This is a genomic window from Weissella thailandensis, assembly GCF_001932615.1.
GTDB classification, from domain to species: Bacteria; Bacillota; Bacilli; order Lactobacillales; family Lactobacillaceae; genus Weissella; species Weissella thailandensis.
The window spans coordinates 1,568,442-1,590,194 of sequence record NZ_CP014332.1 but is presented as its reverse complement, the minus strand read 5'-3'; the positions used below and the strand labels follow the sequence as shown (position 1 = coordinate 1,590,194).

The 21,753-nt window shown below is 39.6% G+C and carries 18 protein-coding genes and 1 other annotated feature; of the genes, 17 read left to right on the top strand and 1 reads right to left on the bottom strand.

Annotated elements, in window-relative coordinates; translation table 11 throughout:
• Positions 1-168 precede the first annotated feature (168 nt).
• The 9 genes from FOL01_RS07935 (at position 169) to FOL01_RS07895 (ending at position 8,193) form a co-directional block, all read left to right on the top strand.
• A complete protein-coding gene (locus FOL01_RS07935; RefSeq protein WP_075270117.1) occupies positions 169-1,740 on the top strand; it encodes a peptide chain release factor 3 in 1,572 nt (523 codons plus the stop codon).
• A complete protein-coding gene (locus tag FOL01_RS07930) occupies positions 1,737-1,946 on the top strand; it encodes a hypothetical protein (protein WP_075270116.1) in 210 nt (69 codons plus the stop codon). Before FOL01_RS07935 ends, FOL01_RS07930 begins: the two co-directional genes overlap by 4 nt.
• A gap of 259 nt (positions 1,947-2,205) precedes the next feature.
• Positions 2,206-3,186: a ketopantoate reductase family protein gene (locus tag FOL01_RS07925; protein ID WP_075270115.1), complete on the top strand. Its 981-nt coding sequence runs from the start codon at positions 2,206-2,208 to the stop codon at positions 3,184-3,186.
• Positions 3,187-3,350: 164 nt separating this feature from the next.
• Positions 3,351-3,800 (top strand): YueI family protein, encoded by a 450-nt coding sequence (locus FOL01_RS07920; protein ID WP_075270114.1) that lies wholly within the window; start codon positions 3,351-3,353, stop codon positions 3,798-3,800.
• Between the two features lie 30 nt (positions 3,801-3,830).
• Positions 3,831-5,120 carry a replication-associated recombination protein A gene (locus FOL01_RS07915; RefSeq protein ID WP_075270113.1) on the top strand — a complete coding sequence of 430 codons (1,290 nt, stop codon included), beginning with the start codon at positions 3,831-3,833 and terminating at the stop codon, positions 5,118-5,120.
• A 361-nt stretch (positions 5,121-5,481) separates the two neighbouring features.
• Positions 5,482-5,760 carry a hypothetical protein gene (locus tag FOL01_RS07910; protein WP_075270112.1) on the top strand — a complete coding sequence of 93 codons (279 nt, stop codon included), beginning with the start codon at positions 5,482-5,484 and terminating at the stop codon, positions 5,758-5,760.
• 118 nt (positions 5,761-5,878) lie between these two features.
• A complete protein-coding gene (locus FOL01_RS07905; RefSeq protein WP_075270111.1) occupies positions 5,879-6,349 on the top strand; it encodes a universal stress protein in 471 nt (156 codons plus the stop codon).
• Positions 6,350-6,506: 157 nt separating this feature from the next.
• Positions 6,507-7,349: a hypothetical protein gene (locus FOL01_RS07900; RefSeq protein WP_075270110.1), complete on the top strand. Its 843-nt coding sequence runs from the start codon at positions 6,507-6,509 to the stop codon at positions 7,347-7,349.
• Between the two features lie 130 nt (positions 7,350-7,479).
• Positions 7,480-8,193 carry a hypothetical protein gene (locus FOL01_RS07895; RefSeq protein WP_075270109.1) on the top strand — a complete coding sequence of 238 codons (714 nt, stop codon included), beginning with the start codon at positions 7,480-7,482 and terminating at the stop codon, positions 8,191-8,193.
• Positions 8,194-8,290: 97 nt separating this feature from the next.
• Here FOL01_RS07895 and trhA read toward each other — a convergent pair whose 3' ends face one another.
• Positions 8,291-8,947, bottom strand: coding sequence for a PAQR family membrane homeostasis protein TrhA (gene trhA, locus FOL01_RS07890; protein WP_075270108.1), 657 nt, complete (start codon positions 8,945-8,947; stop codon positions 8,291-8,293).
• Positions 8,948-9,081: 134 nt separating this feature from the next.
• On the opposite strand from trhA, the gene FOL01_RS07885 reads away from it, so the two are divergent.
• From FOL01_RS07885 to FOL01_RS07850, 8 genes are all read left to right on the top strand, one after another.
• Positions 9,082-9,699 (top strand): LysE/ArgO family amino acid transporter, encoded by a 618-nt coding sequence (locus FOL01_RS07885; RefSeq protein WP_207649838.1) that lies wholly within the window; start codon positions 9,082-9,084, stop codon positions 9,697-9,699.
• A 76-nt stretch (positions 9,700-9,775) separates the two neighbouring features.
• Positions 9,776-9,986, top strand: a binding site (T-box leader).
• A gap of 75 nt (positions 9,987-10,061) precedes the next feature.
• The gene (locus FOL01_RS07880) at positions 10,062-12,728 is read left to right on the top strand and encodes a valine--tRNA ligase (protein ID WP_075270107.1); all 2,667 of its coding nucleotides are present in this window, start codon (positions 10,062-10,064) and stop codon (positions 12,726-12,728) included.
• A 164-nt stretch (positions 12,729-12,892) separates the two neighbouring features.
• Positions 12,893-14,230, top strand: a complete 1,338-nt coding sequence (locus tag FOL01_RS07875; RefSeq protein ID WP_075270106.1) for a bifunctional folylpolyglutamate synthase/dihydrofolate synthase — start codon at positions 12,893-12,895, stop codon at positions 14,228-14,230.
• An 85-nt stretch (positions 14,231-14,315) separates the two neighbouring features.
• Complete coding sequence (locus FOL01_RS07870) at positions 14,316-16,268, top strand: ABC-F family ATP-binding cassette domain-containing protein (RefSeq protein WP_075270105.1); 1,953 nt, start codon at positions 14,316-14,318, stop codon at positions 16,266-16,268.
• A gap of 207 nt (positions 16,269-16,475) precedes the next feature.
• Entirely contained in the window at positions 16,476-16,751 is a 276-nt protein-coding gene (locus FOL01_RS07865; protein ID WP_075270104.1) for a co-chaperone GroES, read from the top strand.
• A gap of 33 nt (positions 16,752-16,784) precedes the next feature.
• Positions 16,785-18,410, top strand: coding sequence for a chaperonin GroEL (gene groL / locus FOL01_RS07860; protein WP_075270103.1), 1,626 nt, complete (start codon positions 16,785-16,787; stop codon positions 18,408-18,410).
• Between the two features lie 373 nt (positions 18,411-18,783).
• Complete coding sequence (locus FOL01_RS07855) at positions 18,784-20,619, top strand: potassium transporter KimA (RefSeq protein WP_075270102.1); 1,836 nt, start codon at positions 18,784-18,786, stop codon at positions 20,617-20,619.
• Between the two features lie 130 nt (positions 20,620-20,749).
• On the top strand, positions 20,750-21,733 hold the full coding sequence (locus tag FOL01_RS07850) for a DUF2785 domain-containing protein (protein ID WP_075270101.1): 984 nt from the start codon (positions 20,750-20,752) through the stop codon (positions 21,731-21,733).
• Positions 21,734-21,753 lie beyond the last annotated feature (20 nt).

Genomic DNA, 21,753 nt, shown 5'->3' with positions numbered 1-21,753 from the left:
CATAATATAAATAAAAAGACTGGGTCATGAAATGGTGCCAGTCTTTTTTTGTCGCCATTGACAATGGTAGCGTTGATTCTTGAGCTATTGAAACAAATGCTAATATTCGTTATACTAAATTGTTAAGAATTTTAAAAATAATATAAAATAATAAAAAGGCGATTAATTATGGCATCATTAAAAGAAGCAACGCAAACCCGGCGTACATTTGCTATTATTTCGCATCCGGATGCTGGTAAGACGACAATTACAGAGCAGTTACTAAAGCTTGGAGGAGTTGTCCGTGAGGCTGGTACGGTTAAGGGACGTAAAGGAAACTTTGCGAAATCTGACTGGATGGAAATTGAGCAAAAGCGTGGTATTTCTGTTACATCATCTGTTTTACAATTTGATTTTGACGGTAAACGAATTAATATTTTGGATACCCCAGGACACGAGGATTTTTCTGAGGATACTTACCGTACATTGATGGCTGTTGATTCAGTTATCATGGTAGTCGATTCAGCAAAGGGAATTGAGCCACAAACTAAGAAATTGTTTGAGATTGTTAGTAAGCGGCACATTCCTATTTTTACTTTCTTCAATAAGCTTGACCGCGATGGTCGGGAGCCATTGGATTTAGTAGATGAATTGGAAACTACGTTAGGTATCAATGCCTACCCAATGAATTGGCCAATTGGTTCGGGTCAAATTTTGGCTGGATTATTTGATCGTTACCATAACAATGTTGAAGTCTATCGACCAGCTAGTGAATCAGAACGCTTCTTGCCACTTAATGATGAGGGTGTTGATCTAGCTAAGCCAAATGCTATTCAAGAGAATTCATTATGGGATGATACACGTGATGAAATTGAGATGCTCCAAGATGCGGGTAATCAATTTGATGAAGCAGCTGTTATGAATGGTAAGCTAACACCGGTTTTCTTTGGTTCAGCGCTACGTGGATTTGGAATCGAGACATTTTTGCAAACTTATATGCAATTTGCGCCAGCACCAGGAGCGAAAAATACCACTACTGGTGAAGCAATTGTACCTGAAAATGAGCAATTTACAGGTTTTGTTTTCAAAATTCAAGCAAATATGAATCCAAATCATCGTGATCGCATTGCCTTTTTGCGGATTGCTTCAGGGAAATTTGAGCGTGGTATGGATGTCACGTTGCAACGAACCAAAAAGAAAATTCGGCTTGCTAATGTGACTCAGTTTATGGCTGATACACGTGAGAATGTTGAAACTGCCTATCCAGGTGATATTATTGGTATTTATGATACGGGGAATTTCCAAATTGGCGACACGATTTATGCTGGTAAGCATGAAGTCGCTTTCGAAGAGCTACCAACATTTACACCTGAACTATTTATGCGTGTGCATGCTAAAAATGTCTTGAAGCAAAAATCATTCCATAAGGGTGTGACGCAATTGGTTCAAGAAGGAACGATTCAAATGTATACAGCTTGGGATTCGGGTGATTACATTATCGGTGCCGTTGGTGCTTTGCAGTTCGAAGTTTTCCAATTCCGTATGGAAAATGAATACAATACTGAGGTTTCATTAGAAACGATGGGACCAAAGATTGCCCGTTGGATAAACCCAGAGCAGTTAGATCCAAAAATGGCATCGTCACGAAACTTACTTGTCCGTGATCGCTATGAAAATCCAGTCTTCTTATTTGAGAATCAATTTGCGGAGCGCTGGTTTACAAATAAGTATCCGGATGTTGAATTGGAGGCCAAACTATGACATTAATGTTACCTGTTATGCCAACTAATTGGCTGATGGGCGCATTGGTGTTTGCCGTGGTATTATTAATGCCTACAGCAGTTTATTTTGCTGGTCATTCGGCGTTAAGGCGGTTTCCAAAATTACTCAATGCCTTACATTGGTTGTTTGGGGCGTATTTAATTTATTTAATTGTTGCTGGCGTGGCAACTTTGTTAATTAGCTAAAAATTTAAACACTTGTGAGCAATAAGCGAACGGCTAGCTGGGTCGTTTATGCTCACAGGTGTTTTTTGTTATTTATATCATTAAAAAATAATGAACTTTATTTGTTTTAAATTAGATTGTTAAGTTATTTTTTCTAATATATTATTGACATTTACTAGTTAAAAAGATTAAACTGCATTCAACCTTTAAATTTAAAAACATGTTTCGTATGAGTGGATTTGTTGTTAAGTTTAAAAATAATGAAAAAGAGGTGGTCAATATGAAGTACGGAGTTATCGGTGCAGGCGCAATGGGGTATAGGTTTGGGATCATGTTACAAAAGAACGCCGATGTTGACGTTGACTTTATTGACACTTGGGAACCTAATGTCGAAGCAGTTCGTGAACAAGGCGGTGTTTCTGTCGCCCGTGATCATGAGAATCGTCATATTGAACCCATTAATATTTTTTACCCCGAAGAATATACAGGTCATCCTGATGTTTGGATTATTTTTAAAAAGCAGATGCAACTGGCAGAAGAGTTAAAACGTGATGCTGCGGCAGGTATTTTTCATGATGATCAGTATGTTGTTTCTGCGATGAATGGTATGGGACATTTTGAAAAGATTGCCCAATATTTTCCTAAAGACCATATTTACTGTGGAACAGCAATGATTGCTACTCGCTTGGATGGTCCGGCTAACGTGGACTTTATGGGTGCTGAAGGAACTGAAGTTATGCACATCGCCAAATATGATCAACAAGCAGACGACGAAACATTTCAGGCCGTGGTCGCTGACTTGAAACAGGCAAAGTTAAACCCAGTTGTAGTGGATGAATGGTTGGGTATGTGTATGTCAAAGGTTGTCTTTAATGCGGTGACGAATACGCTATGTACCATGTTTGAAATGCAGATGGGTCAATTCATTGAGTATGATGGTGTTAGAGAAATGTCTAAGCAACTGTTTGATGAGGCTTATGATGCCTGCGAACGAGCTGGTATCTATGTGATTGCCACACGACAGGAACAAGTTGATTCAGTAATCACGGTTAGTCAAGAATATAAATACCATTATCCTTCAATGTATCAGGATTTCTCAAAAGGACGTCCAACTGAGGTAGATTATATTAATGGCTATATTGCAAAAATAGGACGTGAACATGACTACGTTTGTCGCACTCATGAATTTGTTGTTCATGAAGTACACATGGCAGAAATGATGCGTAAATATCATCAAGTTCAGGAGAATGTGGCGGAGTAGTCTATGGACCATCAAAATTAATACAAATTGAACGTAAAAGGATTGGGACAATCAAGTTGTTCCAATCCTTTTTTATTGGGGGCTGGGCTAGTATAATGAGGTAAATTGTCGGTATGCAATGAGTATGTTAAAATAAACCTAATAATGAAAAAGGAGAGACATTGATGGCTAAACAAGAAATGGATCCCCATGTTCAAAATGGACTATATGGTACCCCTGAAATTAATCCCGACGAAAAACATCAATACTTAGGTAACTTTCGCGAACGTGTTTATGCATTACAAAAACGTGCGACTGTTGGTGATAGTCGCTATCTACAGGCGTGGGAGGAGCAATTAGAGGCTCATCCTGATGCGGTTCTTTATTTAAATGGACATATCGATAGTGATGTATTAAATCAGTATATGAAATTAGCTGCTAAACATCAGTCAAAATTTACATTAAAAACAGATGCGATTTATGATCAGTCGGATATTGTGGTGGTCCTAGCAGGTCATTCAGCAGTTCATCAGGAGCCAGTTTCGATTGAGGAAACGATTACTGATGATAAAGACAGTCAGGATAGTGATGATCAGACCAAGCCTAAAAAACCTTGGTATAAAAAGCTATTCTAGTTAAATCATTGATCAAAGGAGGTAATTCGGATGCAACAGCCATTGGCTTTCCGCATGCGCCCACGCAATATCAGTGAAGTTGTTGGTCAGCAACATCTGGTAGGTGAAGGGAAAATTATTAATCGGATGGTGACAGCTAAAATGTTGTCATCGATGATTTTATATGGACCTCCTGGAACAGGAAAGACTAGCATTGCTAGTGCGATTGCTGGTTCAACAAAGTATGCTTTTCGTATTTTAAATGCGGCAACCGATACCAAAAAGGACTTACAAATCGTAGCAGATGAGGCCAAAATGTCTGGTACGGTCGTGTTGCTGCTAGATGAAATTCATCGATTAGACAAAACTAAACAAGATTTCTTACTGCCACACTTAGAAAGTGGCCGTATTGTTCTGATAGGTGCAACGACGGAAAATCCTTATTTAACGATTTTGCCAGCTATTCGTTCGCGAACCCAGATTTTTGAAGTGAAGCCATTATCTGAAGCGGATATGCAGTTAGCTGTTGACCGTGCCTTGTCAGATAAAGAACGTGGCTTAGGTGACTTTGCGGTTGACTTAGACGAAGAGGCGCGGCAACAATTGATTTACGCAACGAATGGTGATTTGCGATCAGCTTTGAACGGACTCGAACTGGCTGTTAAGTCAACCAACCCAGATGAAAATGGTCGCGTACACATTACGTTGCCAATTATTGAAGAAACTGTTCAGCGTAAAGCGATCACAGCGGACAAAAATGGTGATGGACATTATAATGTTATTTCTGCCCTTCAAAAATCTATTCGTGGTAGTGATGCAGATGCAGCGTTACATTATTTATCACGGTTGATTGAGGCGGGAGATTTACCAATTATTGCTAGGCGGCTGCAGGTGATTGCTTATGAGGATGTTGGCTTGGCCAATCCAGCGGTGGCTGCTCGTACTGTGACTGCTATTCAGGCTGCTTTACAGCTTGGCTTTCCAGAGGCACGTATTCCGTTAGCTAATGCCGTCATTGAACTGGCATTATCACCTAAGTCTAATGCGGCGATTACAGCTGTTGATGCGGCCATCAGTGATGTTAGAAAAGGTGCGACTGGCGATGTGCCAGCACACCTAAAAGATTCACACTATTCAGGGGCTAAGCAATTAGGCCATGGTGTGGATTATGTGTACCCTCATGGTCATCCTGGTGACTGGGTACCCCAGCAATACTTACCTGATAAGTTAATGGGATCAAGTTACTTTAAGCCTGCTGGTAATTCTAAGGTGGAACGAGCTTACAAGGAACAATACGCTAAATTGAGAAAAGCGCAACATGATGGGCTAAAGGGAAAGTAAACGATTAATCGGATAAGTTATGTGTCAAGACTTTCATTTTAAGCAATTGTTAGTATAATAAACATATAGATGAATTCCTTGGGCGTACGCGTAATTCTACCATCTGTAGTTGCTTTACAACCTTTTTGCTCGGGGATGTCGGGAAGCCGCTACAACATGCTGTTTCACTCAGTAGTTGTACAAGGCGGACTTATTCACCCACTTTCCTTTAATCGGAGCCAACTCAGTCGAATTTACTAACGGCGCCAATCAAGTGTTCATAGTTTCTCAAATTTTTATATTTTGAGGGACATCAGTCGTTCATTTTCGATAAGTATATCGAAGATGAGCGGCTTTTTTATCAGTTAAGAAAAGGAATAAAATGATGGTTATTGGACTTTATATATTGTTTGCCGTAATCGTAGGTGGACTTGGCATTTATTTGCTGATGCATCAGCAAGGATTTCTGGGAATTTCTGCTCAGCAGGCTAAACATCCCGCACGATGGTTTGGTTGGTTGTTTACGATTGATGCAGTTTTATTATTAATAAGTACTTTTTTAACAAATGGGGCGGCTTTACCAGGAGGCCTTTTTGTTATCATTGCAACTTTGCTAACAACTGTATTGGCAATTGTGGTAGTTCGTCTTTTATTTAAATAATTTATATATATCACGAAAGATAAAAAGAAACGTAATTTATGTGAAAAAATGTGATAGATGCGTTATAATAAAAGTGTAGAAAAAGTCGCATATGGTCAATCGGACAGGGGGAACTGTTATGGCTGATGTAAAAGTAAACTACAAGAATATATTGGTACCAGTTGATGGATCTAAAGAAGCTGAGGCTGCATTGGATCGTGCAATTAAGGTGGCTAAGCAGAATGGTGTAGACACAAATCTACACATTCTACATGTTATTGATACACGTTCATTCCAAAATGTCACTGACTTTAGAACAACAATGGTTGAGCAAGTTGCCGGTACTGCAAAGAAGACATTAGATGCCTATTTGCAGAAGGCTAAGGATGCTGGTGTTGAGAATGTTGATTACTCAATTGAGTATGGTTCACCTAAGGACGTGATTGCAACACAAGCACCTGCAAAGTATGCCATTGATTTGATTATGATTGGGGCTACTGGTCTAAATGCTATTGAGCGTTTGTTGATTGGTTCTGTTACTGAGTTCGTTACACGTGTTTCAACGTTTGATACGTTAATCGTTCGTCACACATCAGAAGATGACGAATAGTATTTTAATTAATATGTAATTAAGGCTGAGATAGAATTTCTATCTCAGCCTTTTTTTGTGCTTAGAATATGGTGGCAGGACTATTATTTTTAGTTAGTATGAATATCTGGTACAATGAATGTATTATTGACAGTTTATAAGGGATGGAGAGCGCAATATGAGTGAATCAAAACTAAATTTGGTAGCATCGACATTGACAAATAGTTTGGGAACAACAATTATTGGTCACGTGGCGTCAGAGAATGTTGTGATCACTGTTAAGTATGCCAACAATGATGTTGATACAACGACTTCAGACAAAAGTGGTAGTTTTATGGTTAAGGTACCGACCGAAAATACGGATAGCGAAGTGACGTTATCAGCCACTCTTCCTGACCGGTCAGAAAAAGAAGAGATCGCATTAGCTATTGACCAACCAGCGCCAGTGGTCACTGCGGTTATTTCTACGCAAAATGGTCAGCGACTACTTGAGGGACGCGTTAATCAAGCCGATGTCGCTATTTCCGTGCATTTTGTTGGCGATGAACATGTGATTTCATTACCCGTTGACAATGGTCTGGAGTTCGAATTGGTTTTACCAGATGAAGTTTTGCCAAGCCAGATTGAAGTCCATGCAACGAACCAACAAACTGGTAAGACTGGACGAACAGTTGTTGGACTAGGTGTGACATCAAAAACAGTGGCTATGCCAGCCTTAACAGATGAAATGATTGCCGAATATGTGCATAATGAAGAAGTTAAACATGAGGCAAAACTTGCAGCAAGTCAACAAGCAACTAATGAGATAAAAACTGATGAAACAGCGGACAATGCAACATCAGTAGCTGCAACTAGTGAAGAAACAGTAGCTGATAAAACCCCTGTAGAAAATGTCCAAGTGGAGACTGAATCTGCAACCGTCGAAAAAGCTGATGATGTAACAACTGAATCACGTGTTGCACGTCGTAAACATGGTGGTATTAGAGGCTTTTTTGCTCGTCTTTTTGGACGGAAGGGTTAATTATTACAACATAACGCAATCGTTTAACAAAAAGTTAACATTTATTAATGTAATTGTGATATTGTCATTAAAGTCGCAAAGCTATCTGTGATAGAATATTATGGTTTGAGGAAAAGAAAGGTAAATCATAATGCATAAACGACAAATTACGATGATTATTGGGATTATGGCAGTTGCAGCGTTGGTTGCTGTTTTTGCAATCGTGTTTAATAGTACACCAAATGAAAAAGAAGCGGTCGCAGCCACTTCATCACAAAGTTCTAAGACGGTTGATAAGAAAAAACAATCAACAAGCCAGAGTAGTCAAAAAGTAGCATCGAAAAAAGACGATGCCAAGTCTTCAAGTACGACTGATGTAAAAAAAACTCTGGATGTCAAAAAATTGCTTAAAGGGCAAAGTAATGTACCTGATGTCGCTTCAGTTAATCAAAAGGGCAATGAGTTAACGGTTGTTTTGGCGGATGATGGGACACAGTCACTTAATGATTTTATGAAGGCCTATGCTAAGGCAACGACCCTCGTCTTAAAATCAGCTAATGAGCAACCAAAAATTAGTACAGTGACAGTTGCTCGCCAAGTGAAGCTAGAGGATGGTTTAGAATATGCTGTAGCTGGTAAGTGGCAAAAGGATCAGTTGACAGCAGTTAATAAATTGGCTGTTGATCCAGCAATTAAGGATGTCTTGTTAAGTGCTAGTCATTATTCAATCGGTGGTTCTGTTTGGGATGCATTTTCGCAACAACAGAAGAATGATTACCAAAATCACCAACAAGATGGTCAGGTTGAAGCAACCGACAATGACTTTAACAAATGGGTCCAAGCTGGTATCGAAAAGAATAAATAATTTAAAAGTAGCTATGTTAGCAAACTTTTAATAGATGAAAAGGTCGAAGCCAATTCCAATTATGGAAGACTTCGACCTTTTGTAGTTAATGGCAGGTTTAGCTGAATAGTATTGAATAAATTGAAATATACATGAGTGTGGCACCAACTAGGACAAATATGTGCCAATAAACATGGCTAAGTGGCAGATTAGGGATGAGGTATAAGAGTGCCCCAAGGGTGTAAGTTATACCACCAGCCAATAACAGGTAAAATGCGAAAGGCGTTAGGGCTATGTGCAAGGCTGGGAACGCAAGGACGATCAACCAACCCATGACAACATAGATAATGACCGATAACCAGGGCCAACGACCAACAAAAAATAAGTCGTAAACAAAGCCTAAAATAGTGCATAATAGAATGGTTCCCCAGATGGTCCAACCAACGTTATGTTCTAAAAATAACCAGGTATAAGGGGTATAACTACCTAAGATGACGAGGTAAATGCCGGAATGATCAAGGAATTGGAAAATTTTACCTGCTTTGGTAAAAATAAGCGCATGAAATAAGGTGGATGCAAGCAAAAAACTAATGATTGATGTCGCATAAATAGCTAAAGCAACAATTGTAAAAGCTGAAAAATGATGTTGCACACTATTGACCATTAGCAAAGTTGCACCAACTATTGCAGCCAGGACGCCAATGCCATGGGTAACAGCATTTAAAGTTTCGTATGTAATGAGATAACGCCGATTTTCATTGGTTAAAGTAGGCATGGGTTATTGATTCTCCTTTCGCAAGTAAAAATAGTAGGGATTTTGTTAAATTAATTATTATGATTATCATAACCGTTACATCTAGTTTTGTAAACTAAATAAAACGGTTGTGGGAAATATGTGAGGTTTTAGAAATGTTAATGACGGTAATACAAGGGATGATGATTGGATTTGCTTTCGTGGCACCAATTGGCATGCAGAATTTGTATGTATTTAATAATGCACTGACAAATTCTTTTCGACGTTCGTTGATGTACGTGTTGTTTGTGTGGATTGCGGACTCGTTATTTTCATTAGCCGCCTTTTTTGGGATGGGCGCTATTATTAGTTCAGTGACTTGGTTGCGATTAGTTGTCATGATTGTTGGTGGTCTACTAGTGCTATGGATTGGCTGGGGCATTCTTCGTAGTGCAGATAGTGTGCAACTAAATACACAAAAAAATGAACTGCCAGTAAAACAAGCGATTGTGTCAGCATTTATTGTTTCATGGGCAAATCCACAAGCTTTAATCGATGGTAGTTTGATGCTGGGTGCCTTACGTGGTACGTTGGCAAAAGATGCGGTTTGGCCATTTATTATTGGGGTGGTTATCGCAACTTTTATTTGGTTTAATACAATCACGATCGTCATGAATTTACTAAAGGAACGTTTACCTAAAAAAGTATTGGTTTGGGTCAATATTGTATCTGGATTAATTGTATTAGTTTATGGTGCTTATCTATTAGTACAAGCATTACTGGATATTTTCTAAATGAAATAATTGGATAGCAACAGTCATATGGCAGAGTACAGGGTTGATTTTGTTACTTTATCATTGTAAAATTGCCCTTATAGCAATGCACTAGAGAGTATAAGTAACGTGACTAACAGCGACAAAATCATTTTGGTGTGAGATTTTGAGGACGATTACTTAGAAGGTAACTAGTGGGCTTTACTGATGAACGATGAAGTAGTCGGTAACGTGAGGACGCGTTAAGTCAAAATGAGATAGAGAAATAGCTCTAATTCAGGTGGTACCGCGATAATTTCGCCCTGAACATACAGATAATGTATGTTCAGGGCTTTTTTAATGGATAACAACGAAAAAGAGTGATTAAACAAGGAGTTAAGGTTATGCGAGAAATTGATATGCCTGGTAAGTATAATCCATCAGCTGTTGAGGCTGGACGTTATGATAAGTGGGTGCAGGAGAAACGATTTAAACCATCAGAGAATAAGAAAGCCCGTCCTTATTCAATCGTTATTCCACCACCAAATGTTACTGGTAAGCTGCATTTAGGACATGCTTGGGATACAACCTTACAGGATATGATTATCCGTCAAAAGCATATGCAAGGTTTTGATACATTATGGTTACCAGGTATGGATCATGCTGGGATTGCCACGCAAGCGAAGGTTGAACAACGATTAGCAGGGGAAGGTATCTCACGCTATGATTTAGGTCGTGAAAAGTTTGTTGACCAAGTTTGGGACTGGAAAAATGAATATGCGTCAACGATTAAGTCACAATGGGGTAAGTTAGGTTTGTCATTGGACTATGATCGCGAAAGATTTACTTTGGATGATGGTCTTTCAGAAGCTGTGCGTAAGGTGTTCGTGACCCTTTATGAAAAGGGCTTGATTTACCGTGGTGAATATATCATTAACTGGGATCCAAAGGCTCGGACGGCTTTGTCAGATATCGAAGTTATTCACCAAGATGATGAAGGTGCTTTCTATCATGTGCAGTATCCATTTGTGGATAAAGAAACCACTTATCAAGGTAAGCATTATATTGAGATTGCCACAACACGTCCAGAAACAATGTTTGGGGATGTGGCCGTAGCTGTTCATCCTTCTGATGAACGTTATAAGGACTTGGTTGGTAAAAAGGTGCTTGTACCGTTAGTTAACCGTGAAGTTCCGATTGTAGCCGATGAATACGTTGATCCTGAATTTGGTTCAGGAATGGTTAAAATCACACCAGCCCATGATCCAAATGACTTTGGGGTTGGTAATCGCCATGATTTGGAACGCATCAACACAATGAACGAAGATGCGACGATGAACGAACGTGCCGGCAAGTATGCTGGTATGGACCGTTTTGATGCTCGTAAGGCAATGGTTGCTGATTTGGAAGCTGGTGGTTGGATGCTATCAGTAGAGCCAATTGTTCACGCCGTTGGTCATTCAGAACGTACGGGTGTCCAAGTTGAATCACGTTTATCAACACAGTGGTTTGTTAAGATGAAGCCATTGGCTGAACAAGCATTGGACATGCAAAAGTCAGATGATCGGGTCGACTTCTACCCACCACGTTTTGAAGGTACCTTTACTCGTTGGATGGATGATATCCATGATTGGGTTATTTCACGTCAATTATGGTGGGGACACCAAATTCCAGCATGGTATCACAAGAAAACTGGTGAGATGTATGTTGGTATGGAAGCACCAGCTGATGCTGAAAACTGGGAACAAGATTCTGATGTGTTAGATACGTGGTTCTCATCAGCATTGTGGCCATTTTCAACAATGGGTTGGCCTGACACAGATTCAGAGGACTTCAAACGTTACTTCCCAACTGATACGTTGGTTACGGGATATGACATTATTTTCTTCTGGGTTGCCCGCATGATGTTCCAATCAAAGGAATTTACTGGTCGCCGTCCATTTAAGAACGTTTTGATTCATGGTTTGATTCGTGATGAGCAAGGTCGTAAGATGTCAAAGTCATTGGGAAATGGTATTGACCCAATGGATGTGATTGAAAAATATGGTGCTGATGCCTTGCGTTGGTTCCTAGCTACTGGCTCAACACCAGGACAAGATGTGCGTTTTTCATATACAAAGATGGATTCAGCATGGAACTTCATCAATAAGATTTGGAATGCATCTCGTTATGTATTAATGAATTTGGCAGATGATACAAAGGCTGAATTACCAGCCGATAAGAGTAAATTGTCATTAGCTGACCAATGGATCTTATCACGTTTGAATGCAACGATTACCGCAGTAACTAAGAACTTTGATAAATTTGAATTTGGTGAAGCTGGTCGGACGTTATACAACTTTATCTGGAATGATTTTGCAGATTGGTATATCGAAATGACCAAGGAAACATTAAATGGGGATGACGTTGCGGCGCAAGCGACGGTACAGTCAATCTTGGCTTACGTATTAGATAATACATTGCGTCTGCTACATCCAATTATGCCTTTCGTTACTGAAGCTATCTGGCAAGAAATGCCACACGAAGGTGAATCAATCGTGACAGCAGCTTATCCAATAGTTAACGAAGACCTAGCTAATCAGCAAGCTGAGACGGACTTTAATAGCTTAATTGACTTAATCAAAGCAGTTCGAACAATTCGTACAGAGGCGAATGCACCAATGTCAACGACAATTGATGTGTTGATCAAGACGGCTGATGGAAACTTACAACGTATTTTCAAGGAAAATGCCGATTATATTAATCGTTTTGTAAAGCCAAAGAATCTTCAAATTGCTGCCGACATTGTTGCGCCTGATTTAGCAATGACTCAAATTATTTCTGGTGCTGAAATTTATGTACCATTGGCTGAGTTAATTGACCTGGATGAAGAAATTTCACGTTTGCAAGACGAAGTCAAGAAATTCCAAGGTGAAGTTAAGCGTGCTAATGGTAAATTAGGTAATGAAAAGTTTGTTAACAATGCGCCTGAAAAAGTTGTCGCTGCTGAGCGTGAGAAGCTAACTGATTGGGAAAACAAGTTACAAGCAACGCAAGATCGTTTGACACAATTGCAAGCAGCAAAAGCATAGTTAATCAATACTTGCGATTAAAACTATTTAAGTGTATACTTACGTATATTGTGAATAACGAATTTAAGCGGTTCGTCGTTACAATGCAGTAAATTACACAAACAGAAGCGCCATCTACATTGTAGACGGCGCTTTTGTTTATCATGGAGTGAATGGGGTCCAAAATGGCAAAAATTGAAACGGTTAGTGATGCAATTGACTATATTCATGGTCGGCATAAATGGACGAAAACACCAACGTTTGAACGTTTAAACAAAATACTAGCGCGTTTAGGACACCCTGAACAACAATTAAAGTATGTTCATGTAACGGGGACAAACGGTAAGGGATCAACAAGTAAGATGATTGCACAATTACTACGTGCAAGCGGGTTAAAGGTTGGCTTATTTACGTCACCGTACATTTTAAAATTTAATGAACGGATTCAAGATGATTGCGGCAATATCAAAGATGCTGATTTATTAGATTTGGTACAAAGATTAGCACCGATTGTTGAACAGTTAGACGTAGAGTTACCGACTGGATTAACGGAATTCGAAGCATTGACAGTTTTAATGTTTATGTATTTTACAGAGCATCCAGTGGATGTGGTTGTGTTGGAAGTCGGTGTTGGCGGTACCTGGGATTCGACAACGGTGATACCAGATAAAATAGCTGCCGTGATTACGACGGTTGGATTAGATCATATGCATGTTTTAGGTAACACGATTACTGAAATCGCTACCCAGAAAGCTGGCATTATTCAAAGACAACGACCGTTGATTGTGGGGCAATTGCCTAAAGATGCCAATCAAGTTCTCAATACTGTCGCAAATGCTATGGGAGCACCCATTTATCGATTGGGACAACAGTTTCAAGCGACGAGCTTAGCTGCAGGGGATGAATGGGGCGAACGATTTCAGGTTACTGGATCAATTAACTATCAAAACTTATTTGTGGACTTAATCGGTAAATATCAAATTGATAATGCGGCGGTTGCCATCCAAACGGCTCAGCTTGTGGCCAAATATTTTAAGCGTTCTTTAACAGAAGCAATGATTGACTCAGCCTTAGAGTCAGTTACGTGGCCGGTACGTTTTGAAAAAGTGGCTACTAATCCAGAAGTAATATTGGATGGCGCCCATAATGAACCTGGTGTCAGGGCATTGGTGGAGACCTTACGAACAAGATTCAATCACCGACGAGTTCATGTTTTGTTTGGGGCATTGTCTGACAAGAATTATCCGAAAATGTTGCAACTATTAGCTGAATTGCCAAACGTTGCGTTACATGTCGTTGGCTTTCAAGGTCCTAATAATCGTCAGCCAATCAATCCTAGTGAGGTACTTGAACAAACAGCTATGGATGATTTAATGATGCATAAAAACTGGCAGCAAGGCTATCAAACGGTACGTGCGGGGATCCAACCAGATGATTTGATTTTATTTACAGGTTCCTTGTATTTCGTTTCTGAAGTCCGGCAAGCCTTTGCGACAGCGAACGAAAATGTTGGCGGGCACTAGCACCTGTTGCATTGTTTTGGTACAGTAGACAGAGGAATGAGAGTGGTCAGAATAGAATTTTCTGACCTAAGATGGAGTAATAGATATGATTATTTTGCAAGCAAGTAATGTTGCCCGTCGTTTTAACGGGGTCACATTTTTTGATAATATTTCCATGCAAGTTCAAAATAAAGGTCGCGTTGGCTTGGTTGGACGTAATGGTGCTGGAAAGTCAACTTTATTAAAGATGTTAATTGGTGAAACAACGCCTGATGAAGGTGAAGTTTCAATGAAAAAAGGCATTCGGTTAGCTTATTTAGCACAAAATTCTGGCTTGGATTCTGATTTGTCAGTTTATAATGAAATGTTAACGGCTTTTGCTGATGTCATTGCGTTGGAAGAACGTATGCGACAAATGGAAACTCAAATGGCGACCATGACGGATTATGAAAGCGATGCTTATCAAGAATTGTTGACAGCGTACGACCAGGCACAACATGACTTTAATGAAAAGAATGGTTATGGTTATGATGCAACCATCAGATCAGTTCTGCATGGTTTTGGTTTTGATGAAACTTTTTATGATCAGAAAATTGCGGCGTTGTCTGGTGGACAACGAACACGATTAGCGATTGCAAAGCAACTGTTAGAAACACCTGATTTGTTGATTTTGGATGAGCCGACCAATCATTTGGATATGCAAACGTTAGCCTGGTTAGAGCAATATCTTAAAAATTATCAAGGGGCCTTGTTGATCGTATCCCATGATCGTTATTTCTTGGATCGCGTGGTCACAGAAATTTATGATATGCATTCTGGTCAATTAGACCACTATAAAGGTAATTATAGTGATTTTATGGAGCAGAAAGCCGCTAAGGTACTGCAAGAACAAAAAGCATATGATAAACAACAAGCTGAAATTGCAAAACTAGAAGATTTTGTGAAGCGTAATATTGTGCGTGCGTCAACAACGAAGCGCGCGCAATCACGGCGTAAACAATTGGCCCGTATGGATCGTATTGAAGCACCCAAAAATGAATCTGGCGTCGCTCATATTCAATTTGTGGCTGATGAAGATTCTGGTAATGAAGTGCTAAGAGTCAACGATGTGAAATTGGGCTATGATATGACTCATGTTTTAGCTGAAAATGTCAATGTTGCTGTCGATAAGCAACATGCAGTTGCCTTGGTGGGTCCAAACGGAATTGGTAAATCAACCTTTATTAAGACAATTTTGGGTAAACTTCCTTTGCTGGCCGGTCAAATAAAAATTGGTGCGAATGTCACGGTTGGGTACTATGATCAAGAACAACAAACGTTAGATAATAAAAAGTCAGTGATTGATACGATTTGGGATGAACATCCCAAAATGCCTGAAAAGGATGTCCGTTCAATTCTTGGCTCATTTATGTTTTCAGGTGAATCAGTAGAAAAGTTAGTTGCTGCGCTATCAGGTGGTGAGCGTGCGCGTTTGTTATTGACGAAGCTGGCATTGGAACATGCAAATTTTTTGATTCTTGATGAGCCAACTAATCATTTGGATATCGATTCACGTGAAGTGTTAGAAACGGCATTGAATGAGTATAATGGTACGATCTTTTTCGTTTCGCATGATCGTTACTTTATTAATGAAGTTGCGACGGAAGTAGTTGAACTGTCACCATCAGGTACGCGTTTCTTTGATGGTGATTATGATTATTATCTTGAAAAAACTGCTGATGAAGTGGACGATAAGGGCAAAACAGATGAGCAAGCAACTAATGATGCGCCATCAAATAAGCCAAAACAGACTTTATCAAGAGCTGCGCTTAAAGATCAACAACGTGAACAACGTCGTTTAGAACGAGCAGTAACGGCATTAGAAGATAAAATGACAACTCTGTCTGATGAACATGATACGTTGAATCAAGCGTTAAATGACCCTGAGAACGGTTCTGATTTAACAAAATTAACTGAAATTTCTGAAAAAATTGCGGATCTTGATGCGCAAATAGCAGAAATTGAAGACCAATGGACTGAAGCAACCTTGGCTTTGGAAACATTTGTCGCTGAAAAATAAATGGTTAGCATGTAAGGCTCGAAATCTGTGAAAATATTGGCGGATTTCGGGCCTTTATGCTTTTTTGGATAAGGTTAATAATCGTCAAACTGATTTTAACAAAAGTTTGCAAATGATTAGTAATGTGTTATTATTAATAGTGTCAGTTAGCACTTTAACTTAAAGAGTGCTAATAAAAGAAAAATTAACCTGTGGAGGTCAGATAACATGTTGAAACCATTAGGAGATCGTGTTGTATTGCAAGTATCAGAAGCATCTGAGCAATCAGTTGGGGGAATTTTATTAGCTTCTAATGCACAAGAAAAGTCAGTTACAGGAAAAGTAGTCGCTGTTTCTACGCAAACGGTTGGCGACTTGACAGCACCAGTCGCTGTTAAAGAAGGCGACAGTGTTATTTTTGATAAGTTCGCTGGTAATGAACTTAGTGTCGATGGGGTTGATTATTTGGTTGTCCACGAAAAAGATATCGTGGCAGTGTTGTAATTAAAATAATTAATAAAATAGAGGGTAGTAAATATGGCAAAAGATATTGAATTTTCAGAAGATGCACGTGCAAAAATGCAAGCAGGTGTTGATAAGCTAGCCAATACAGTAAAAACAACAATTGGTCCTAAGGGACGCAATGTTGTGATTGAACAAGGTTATGGCGCACCTACTATTACAAACGATGGTGTGACGATCGCTAAGGCAGTTGAATTAGAAGATCACTTTGAAGATATGGGCGCTAAGCTAGTTGCCGAAGTTGCTTCAAATACTAATGATATTGCTGGTGATGGGACCACGACTGCAACAGTTTTGGCACAAGCCATTATTAATGAAGGTATGAAGAATGTTACTGCTGGTGCTAATCCAGTTGGTGTTCGTCATGGTATTGAATTAGCAACAGCAGCGGCTGTGAAGTCATTGCATGAGTTATCAAAGGCGGTTTCAACTAGAGAAGAAATTACGCAAATTGCTTCAGTTTCTGCTGCTAACAAAGAAGTCGGTAAATTAATCGCTGAAGCCATGGAAAAAGTCGGCAATGATGGTGTGATTACTATCGAAGAGTCAAAGGGTATTGAAACAACGCTAGATGTTGTTGAGGGAATGCAATTTGACCGTGGTTACATGTCACAATATATGGTTACTGACAATGATAAGATGGAAGCCTCATTGGACAATCCATATATTTTGATTACGGATAAGAAGATTGGAAATATTCAAGACATATTGCCTGTATTACAAAGTGTTGTTGAACAAGGCCGTGCTTTGTTGATCGTTGCTGATGATATTACTGGTGAAGCATTGCCAACACTTGTTTTGAACAAGATGCGTGGTACGTTCAACGTTGTTTCTGTTAAGGCACCAGGATTCGGTGATCGTCGTAAAGCCCAACTTGAGGATCTTGCTATCCTAACTGGTGGAACTGTTATTACTGATGATTTAGGCTTGAGTTTGAAGGATACAACGATTGATCAATTAGGACAAGCAGCTAAGGTTACTGTCACAAAAGACAATACAACAATTGTTGAAGGTAGTGGTAATGCTGCAACAATCAAAGAACGCGTGGAAGTCATTAAAGGACAAATTGCTGAGACAACCTCTGACTTTGATCGTGAAAAGTTGCAAGAGCGCCTTGCTAAATTAACTGGTGGTGTTGCTGTGGTCAATGTTGGTGCGGCAACGGAAACTGAACTTAAAGAACGTAAGTACCGTATCGAAGATGCATTGAATGCCACTCGTGCAGCCGTTGAAGAAGGCTTTGTGTCAGGTGGTGGAACTGCCTTGGTCAATGCTATTCCAGCTGTTGCTGCGCTTTCTGAAGATGGTGATGTCCAAACAGGTATCAACATTGTTAAGCGCGCATTAGAGGAGCCCGTTCGCCAAATTGCAGAAAATGCGGGTGTTGAAGGTTCAGTGGTTGTTAACCAACTAAAGAATGAAAAAATTGGTATTGGCTATAACGCTGCCACAGCTGAATGGGTTGACATGATTGCGGCTGGTATCGTTGATCCAACCAAGGTTACTCGTTCAGCTTTGCAAAACGCTGCTTCTGTTTCAGCGTTGTTGCTAACAACGGAAGCCGTTATCGCTGATCAACCTAAGGATGATGCAGCAGCAGCCCAAATGCCAGCCCAAGGCGGCATGCCAGGTATGATGTAAGCTAAAAAAGAGCGCGAGACAAAAGTTGTTTTGAAGCCGGTGCGTAACGTTATTTGCGTCATTTTTGGCCGGAGCAAAGCGAAGGACAAGAATGTCGTAAATCGCGTTACATTGAGGCTTCAGACTTTTGGAACGCGTTTAGGCTATAAAATTTATAGCCTTATAATTAATTGATTTTAGTAAACGAAGGTCGAGACATTATGTGTCTCGACCTTTTGTGCGTATCATGTCATGAAAAAGTAAAATAAAAAAAGCACAAAAAGATAGACAATCAATGGGCAGAGAACTAGAATAAACCCTTGTAGAAATAGGGCAATCTAATTTAAACTATTTTGAAATTTATTGAAAAATTTTTTTATTGAGGAGCGGAAACATGTGGCCACTATTTAAACGGTTTTTAATAGGTAAGCCGTTAAAAACCTTAGACGAAGGTGCTCGTCATCTTAGTCGAACGAAAGCGTTGGCTCTGTTATCGTCAGATGCATTATCATCTGTTGCATATGGAACAGAACAAATTATTACAATACTTTTCGCATTTGGTGGTCTGGCAACATTATGGTTGCAGGTGCCAGTTGTTGCATTAGTATTGGTTCTTTTGGGAGCCATTACTTTATCATATCGACAAATTATTCATGCATACCCAGCGGGCGGGGGTGCCTATTTAGTCACTTCTAAAAATTGGGGTATGCATGCCGGGCTGGTCGCGGGTGGTTCGCTACTGGTAGATTATATGTTAACTGTTGCTGTATCAGTTGCGGCTGGGACTGAAGCAATCATATCTGCTATTCCAGCCCTCTATCCATACAGTGTCGCAATTGGCGTTGTCATTATCCTTGCGTTAACTGGTATTAATCTACGCGGTTTACGAGAATCTGCGGGAGCCTTAATGGTGCCGGTTTATCTCTTTATCGTGGTGATGGTCGTAATGATTGTCTGGGGCTTGTTTAATATTCTAACTGGCCAGGTCAATTATCAGCCAACGACTACGGGACATGTGGCGACAGGCAGTGCCTCAGTACTGTTGTTTTTGAAGGCCTTTTCTAGTGGTTCATCATCTTTGACTGGGGTTGAGGCGATTTCGAACGCTGTGCCTAACTTTAAGGAACCAAAATCTAAAAATGCTTCGATGACCCTCGTTATTATGGCGTTGATTTTGGCGTTCTTCCTAATTGGCATCACTTTCTTATCATTTAATTATGGTATTACACCAGATGCACATATGACTGTATTAGCACAAATTGGTCAGCAAGTATTTGGTCACGGCGTTTTCTTTTATATCTTACAAATTGCGACGGCGTTGATTTTAGCGGTTGCTGCCAATACGGGTTTTTCTGCCTTTCCGCAGTTAGCCTATAACTTGGCACGTGATAAGTTTATGCCTCATAGTTATATGGATAAAGGAGACCGCCTAGGTTATTCAAATGGGATTCTATCACTCGCTTTGGGTGCCATTGTGTTATTAGTGATTTTCAAAGGATCGACCGGGTCGCTAATTCCACTTTATGCTGTTGGCGTGTTCGTACCCTTTACCTTGTCACAATCGGGGATGATTATTCACTGGTGGCGTGAGCGGGATGGTCATTGGTTAGTGAAGTCGTTGATTAATTTTATCGGTGCTTTCATATCAGGTGTTTTAGTGGTCACGCTATTTGTTCTTCATTTTAGTTCAGTATGGCCATATTTAATCATTATGCCAATGTTGCTACGCGTGTTCTGGGGCATCAATCGCCATTATAAGTTAGTCGCCAAACAATTACGGATTTTATCAGAAGAGCCAATCAAACGGCATCGTTATGATGGCGCAACGGTCATTGTCTTAGTATCAAATTTGACGCGAGCTACGGCAGAAGCGGTTGATTATGCGAAATCAATTGGGAATACAGTCTTGGCGATGCATGTCTCATTTGATTCAAATCCACAAAAGGAGCATCGACTGGGGACTGAGTTCAAACGAGAATTTCCGGAAGTGCGTTATGTGGACATCCACTCGTCTTACCGATCGATTACAAAACCGGCAATGCGTTTTGTAGACGAAATTGCCAAAGGAACGAAAGAGCGTAATTATTCATTAACGATTTTGATTCCACAGTTTGTACCACGTCATGGCTGGCAAAACGCTTTACACAATCAAAATAGCTTGAAGCTACGGACGGCATTAGCTTCTCGTGATATCACGGTCTCGACTTATTACTTCCATTTGAAGGAATAGTTAGTAAATTTAGAGTGACATACTAGTTTTTTATGCTCAAAATCTTGAGTAAATGAACTAGTATGTTTTTTATTCTATATTGTTGTGTTAATCTAAGTTAGACTAAGATAATAAAAGAAAGGATCGAAACATGGAATATACGACTGATGATGTTCGTGAAGAACTAAAAATGATTCGATCACGTGTCCATGCAGGGACGTTATTTGATTCGTTAGGTAGTGAAATTGGTCGATTACTTGATGAATTTGAGTATGATGCACCAACTGAAGTCGTGCAATTATCTGCAAAAGAAGCAACTGATATTAAGGAACGGGTGTTGAATTGGCAGCAAACACTTTATGCTGGCCAACCCGTTGCGATTAGTAATCAAGATGTTTTAGATTTAATGAATAGTTTGCGCCAAACAGATCCAGCAGTGCGTGATAAAGGGACATTTTTCTTTATCAGCGATGGTTTGCAGAATAATGTGTTTAAGCCTAATCAATTATTATTGATGGTTCGTTATTTATTGCAGGATAATGTTTTGTTTAACCACATAACAGAAACAGAAAATGATGGTGTATTCTATCGTTCGTTTAGTATTTTTATTTTGTCGATGTTGCATTATGCTAATCGCAAAGGAAATGTTCACTTTATTAGCGAAGAAGTAGCTGAGACATTGTTTTTAAATTTTGCAACTTATATTGCCCTAGAGCGTGATACTAGAGGATTTGTCGGAGAAAAAGGCTGGGCGCATGCTTTTATGCACATCGGTAATTTATTAGATGAACTGGCTCACGATGAGACATTACCACGTGCTGATAAAATCTTTTTGTTAACGATTTTGATTGAGAAATTAAAACGTCTGGATACACCTCTGATTATGGGAGAAAATCGGCGTTTAATTGGATTCATTACTGAGCTGGTGAAGACTAATGAACTATATTCTCAGTACTTTTTGAAACAATTAAAGCAGTGGCGACAAGAAGCGACCCGTCAAATGCAACCTGACTCAGAAAGTGATTGGCATCGCCTATATAATCAACAGCGTTTCCTGCAAGCATTACTAATGCGGGACAATTTACCACAGGAAATCACGGATTATTTAAATGAATCTCGGAACTTTTTAGCATAAAGTTCCCGAAAACAGGATTT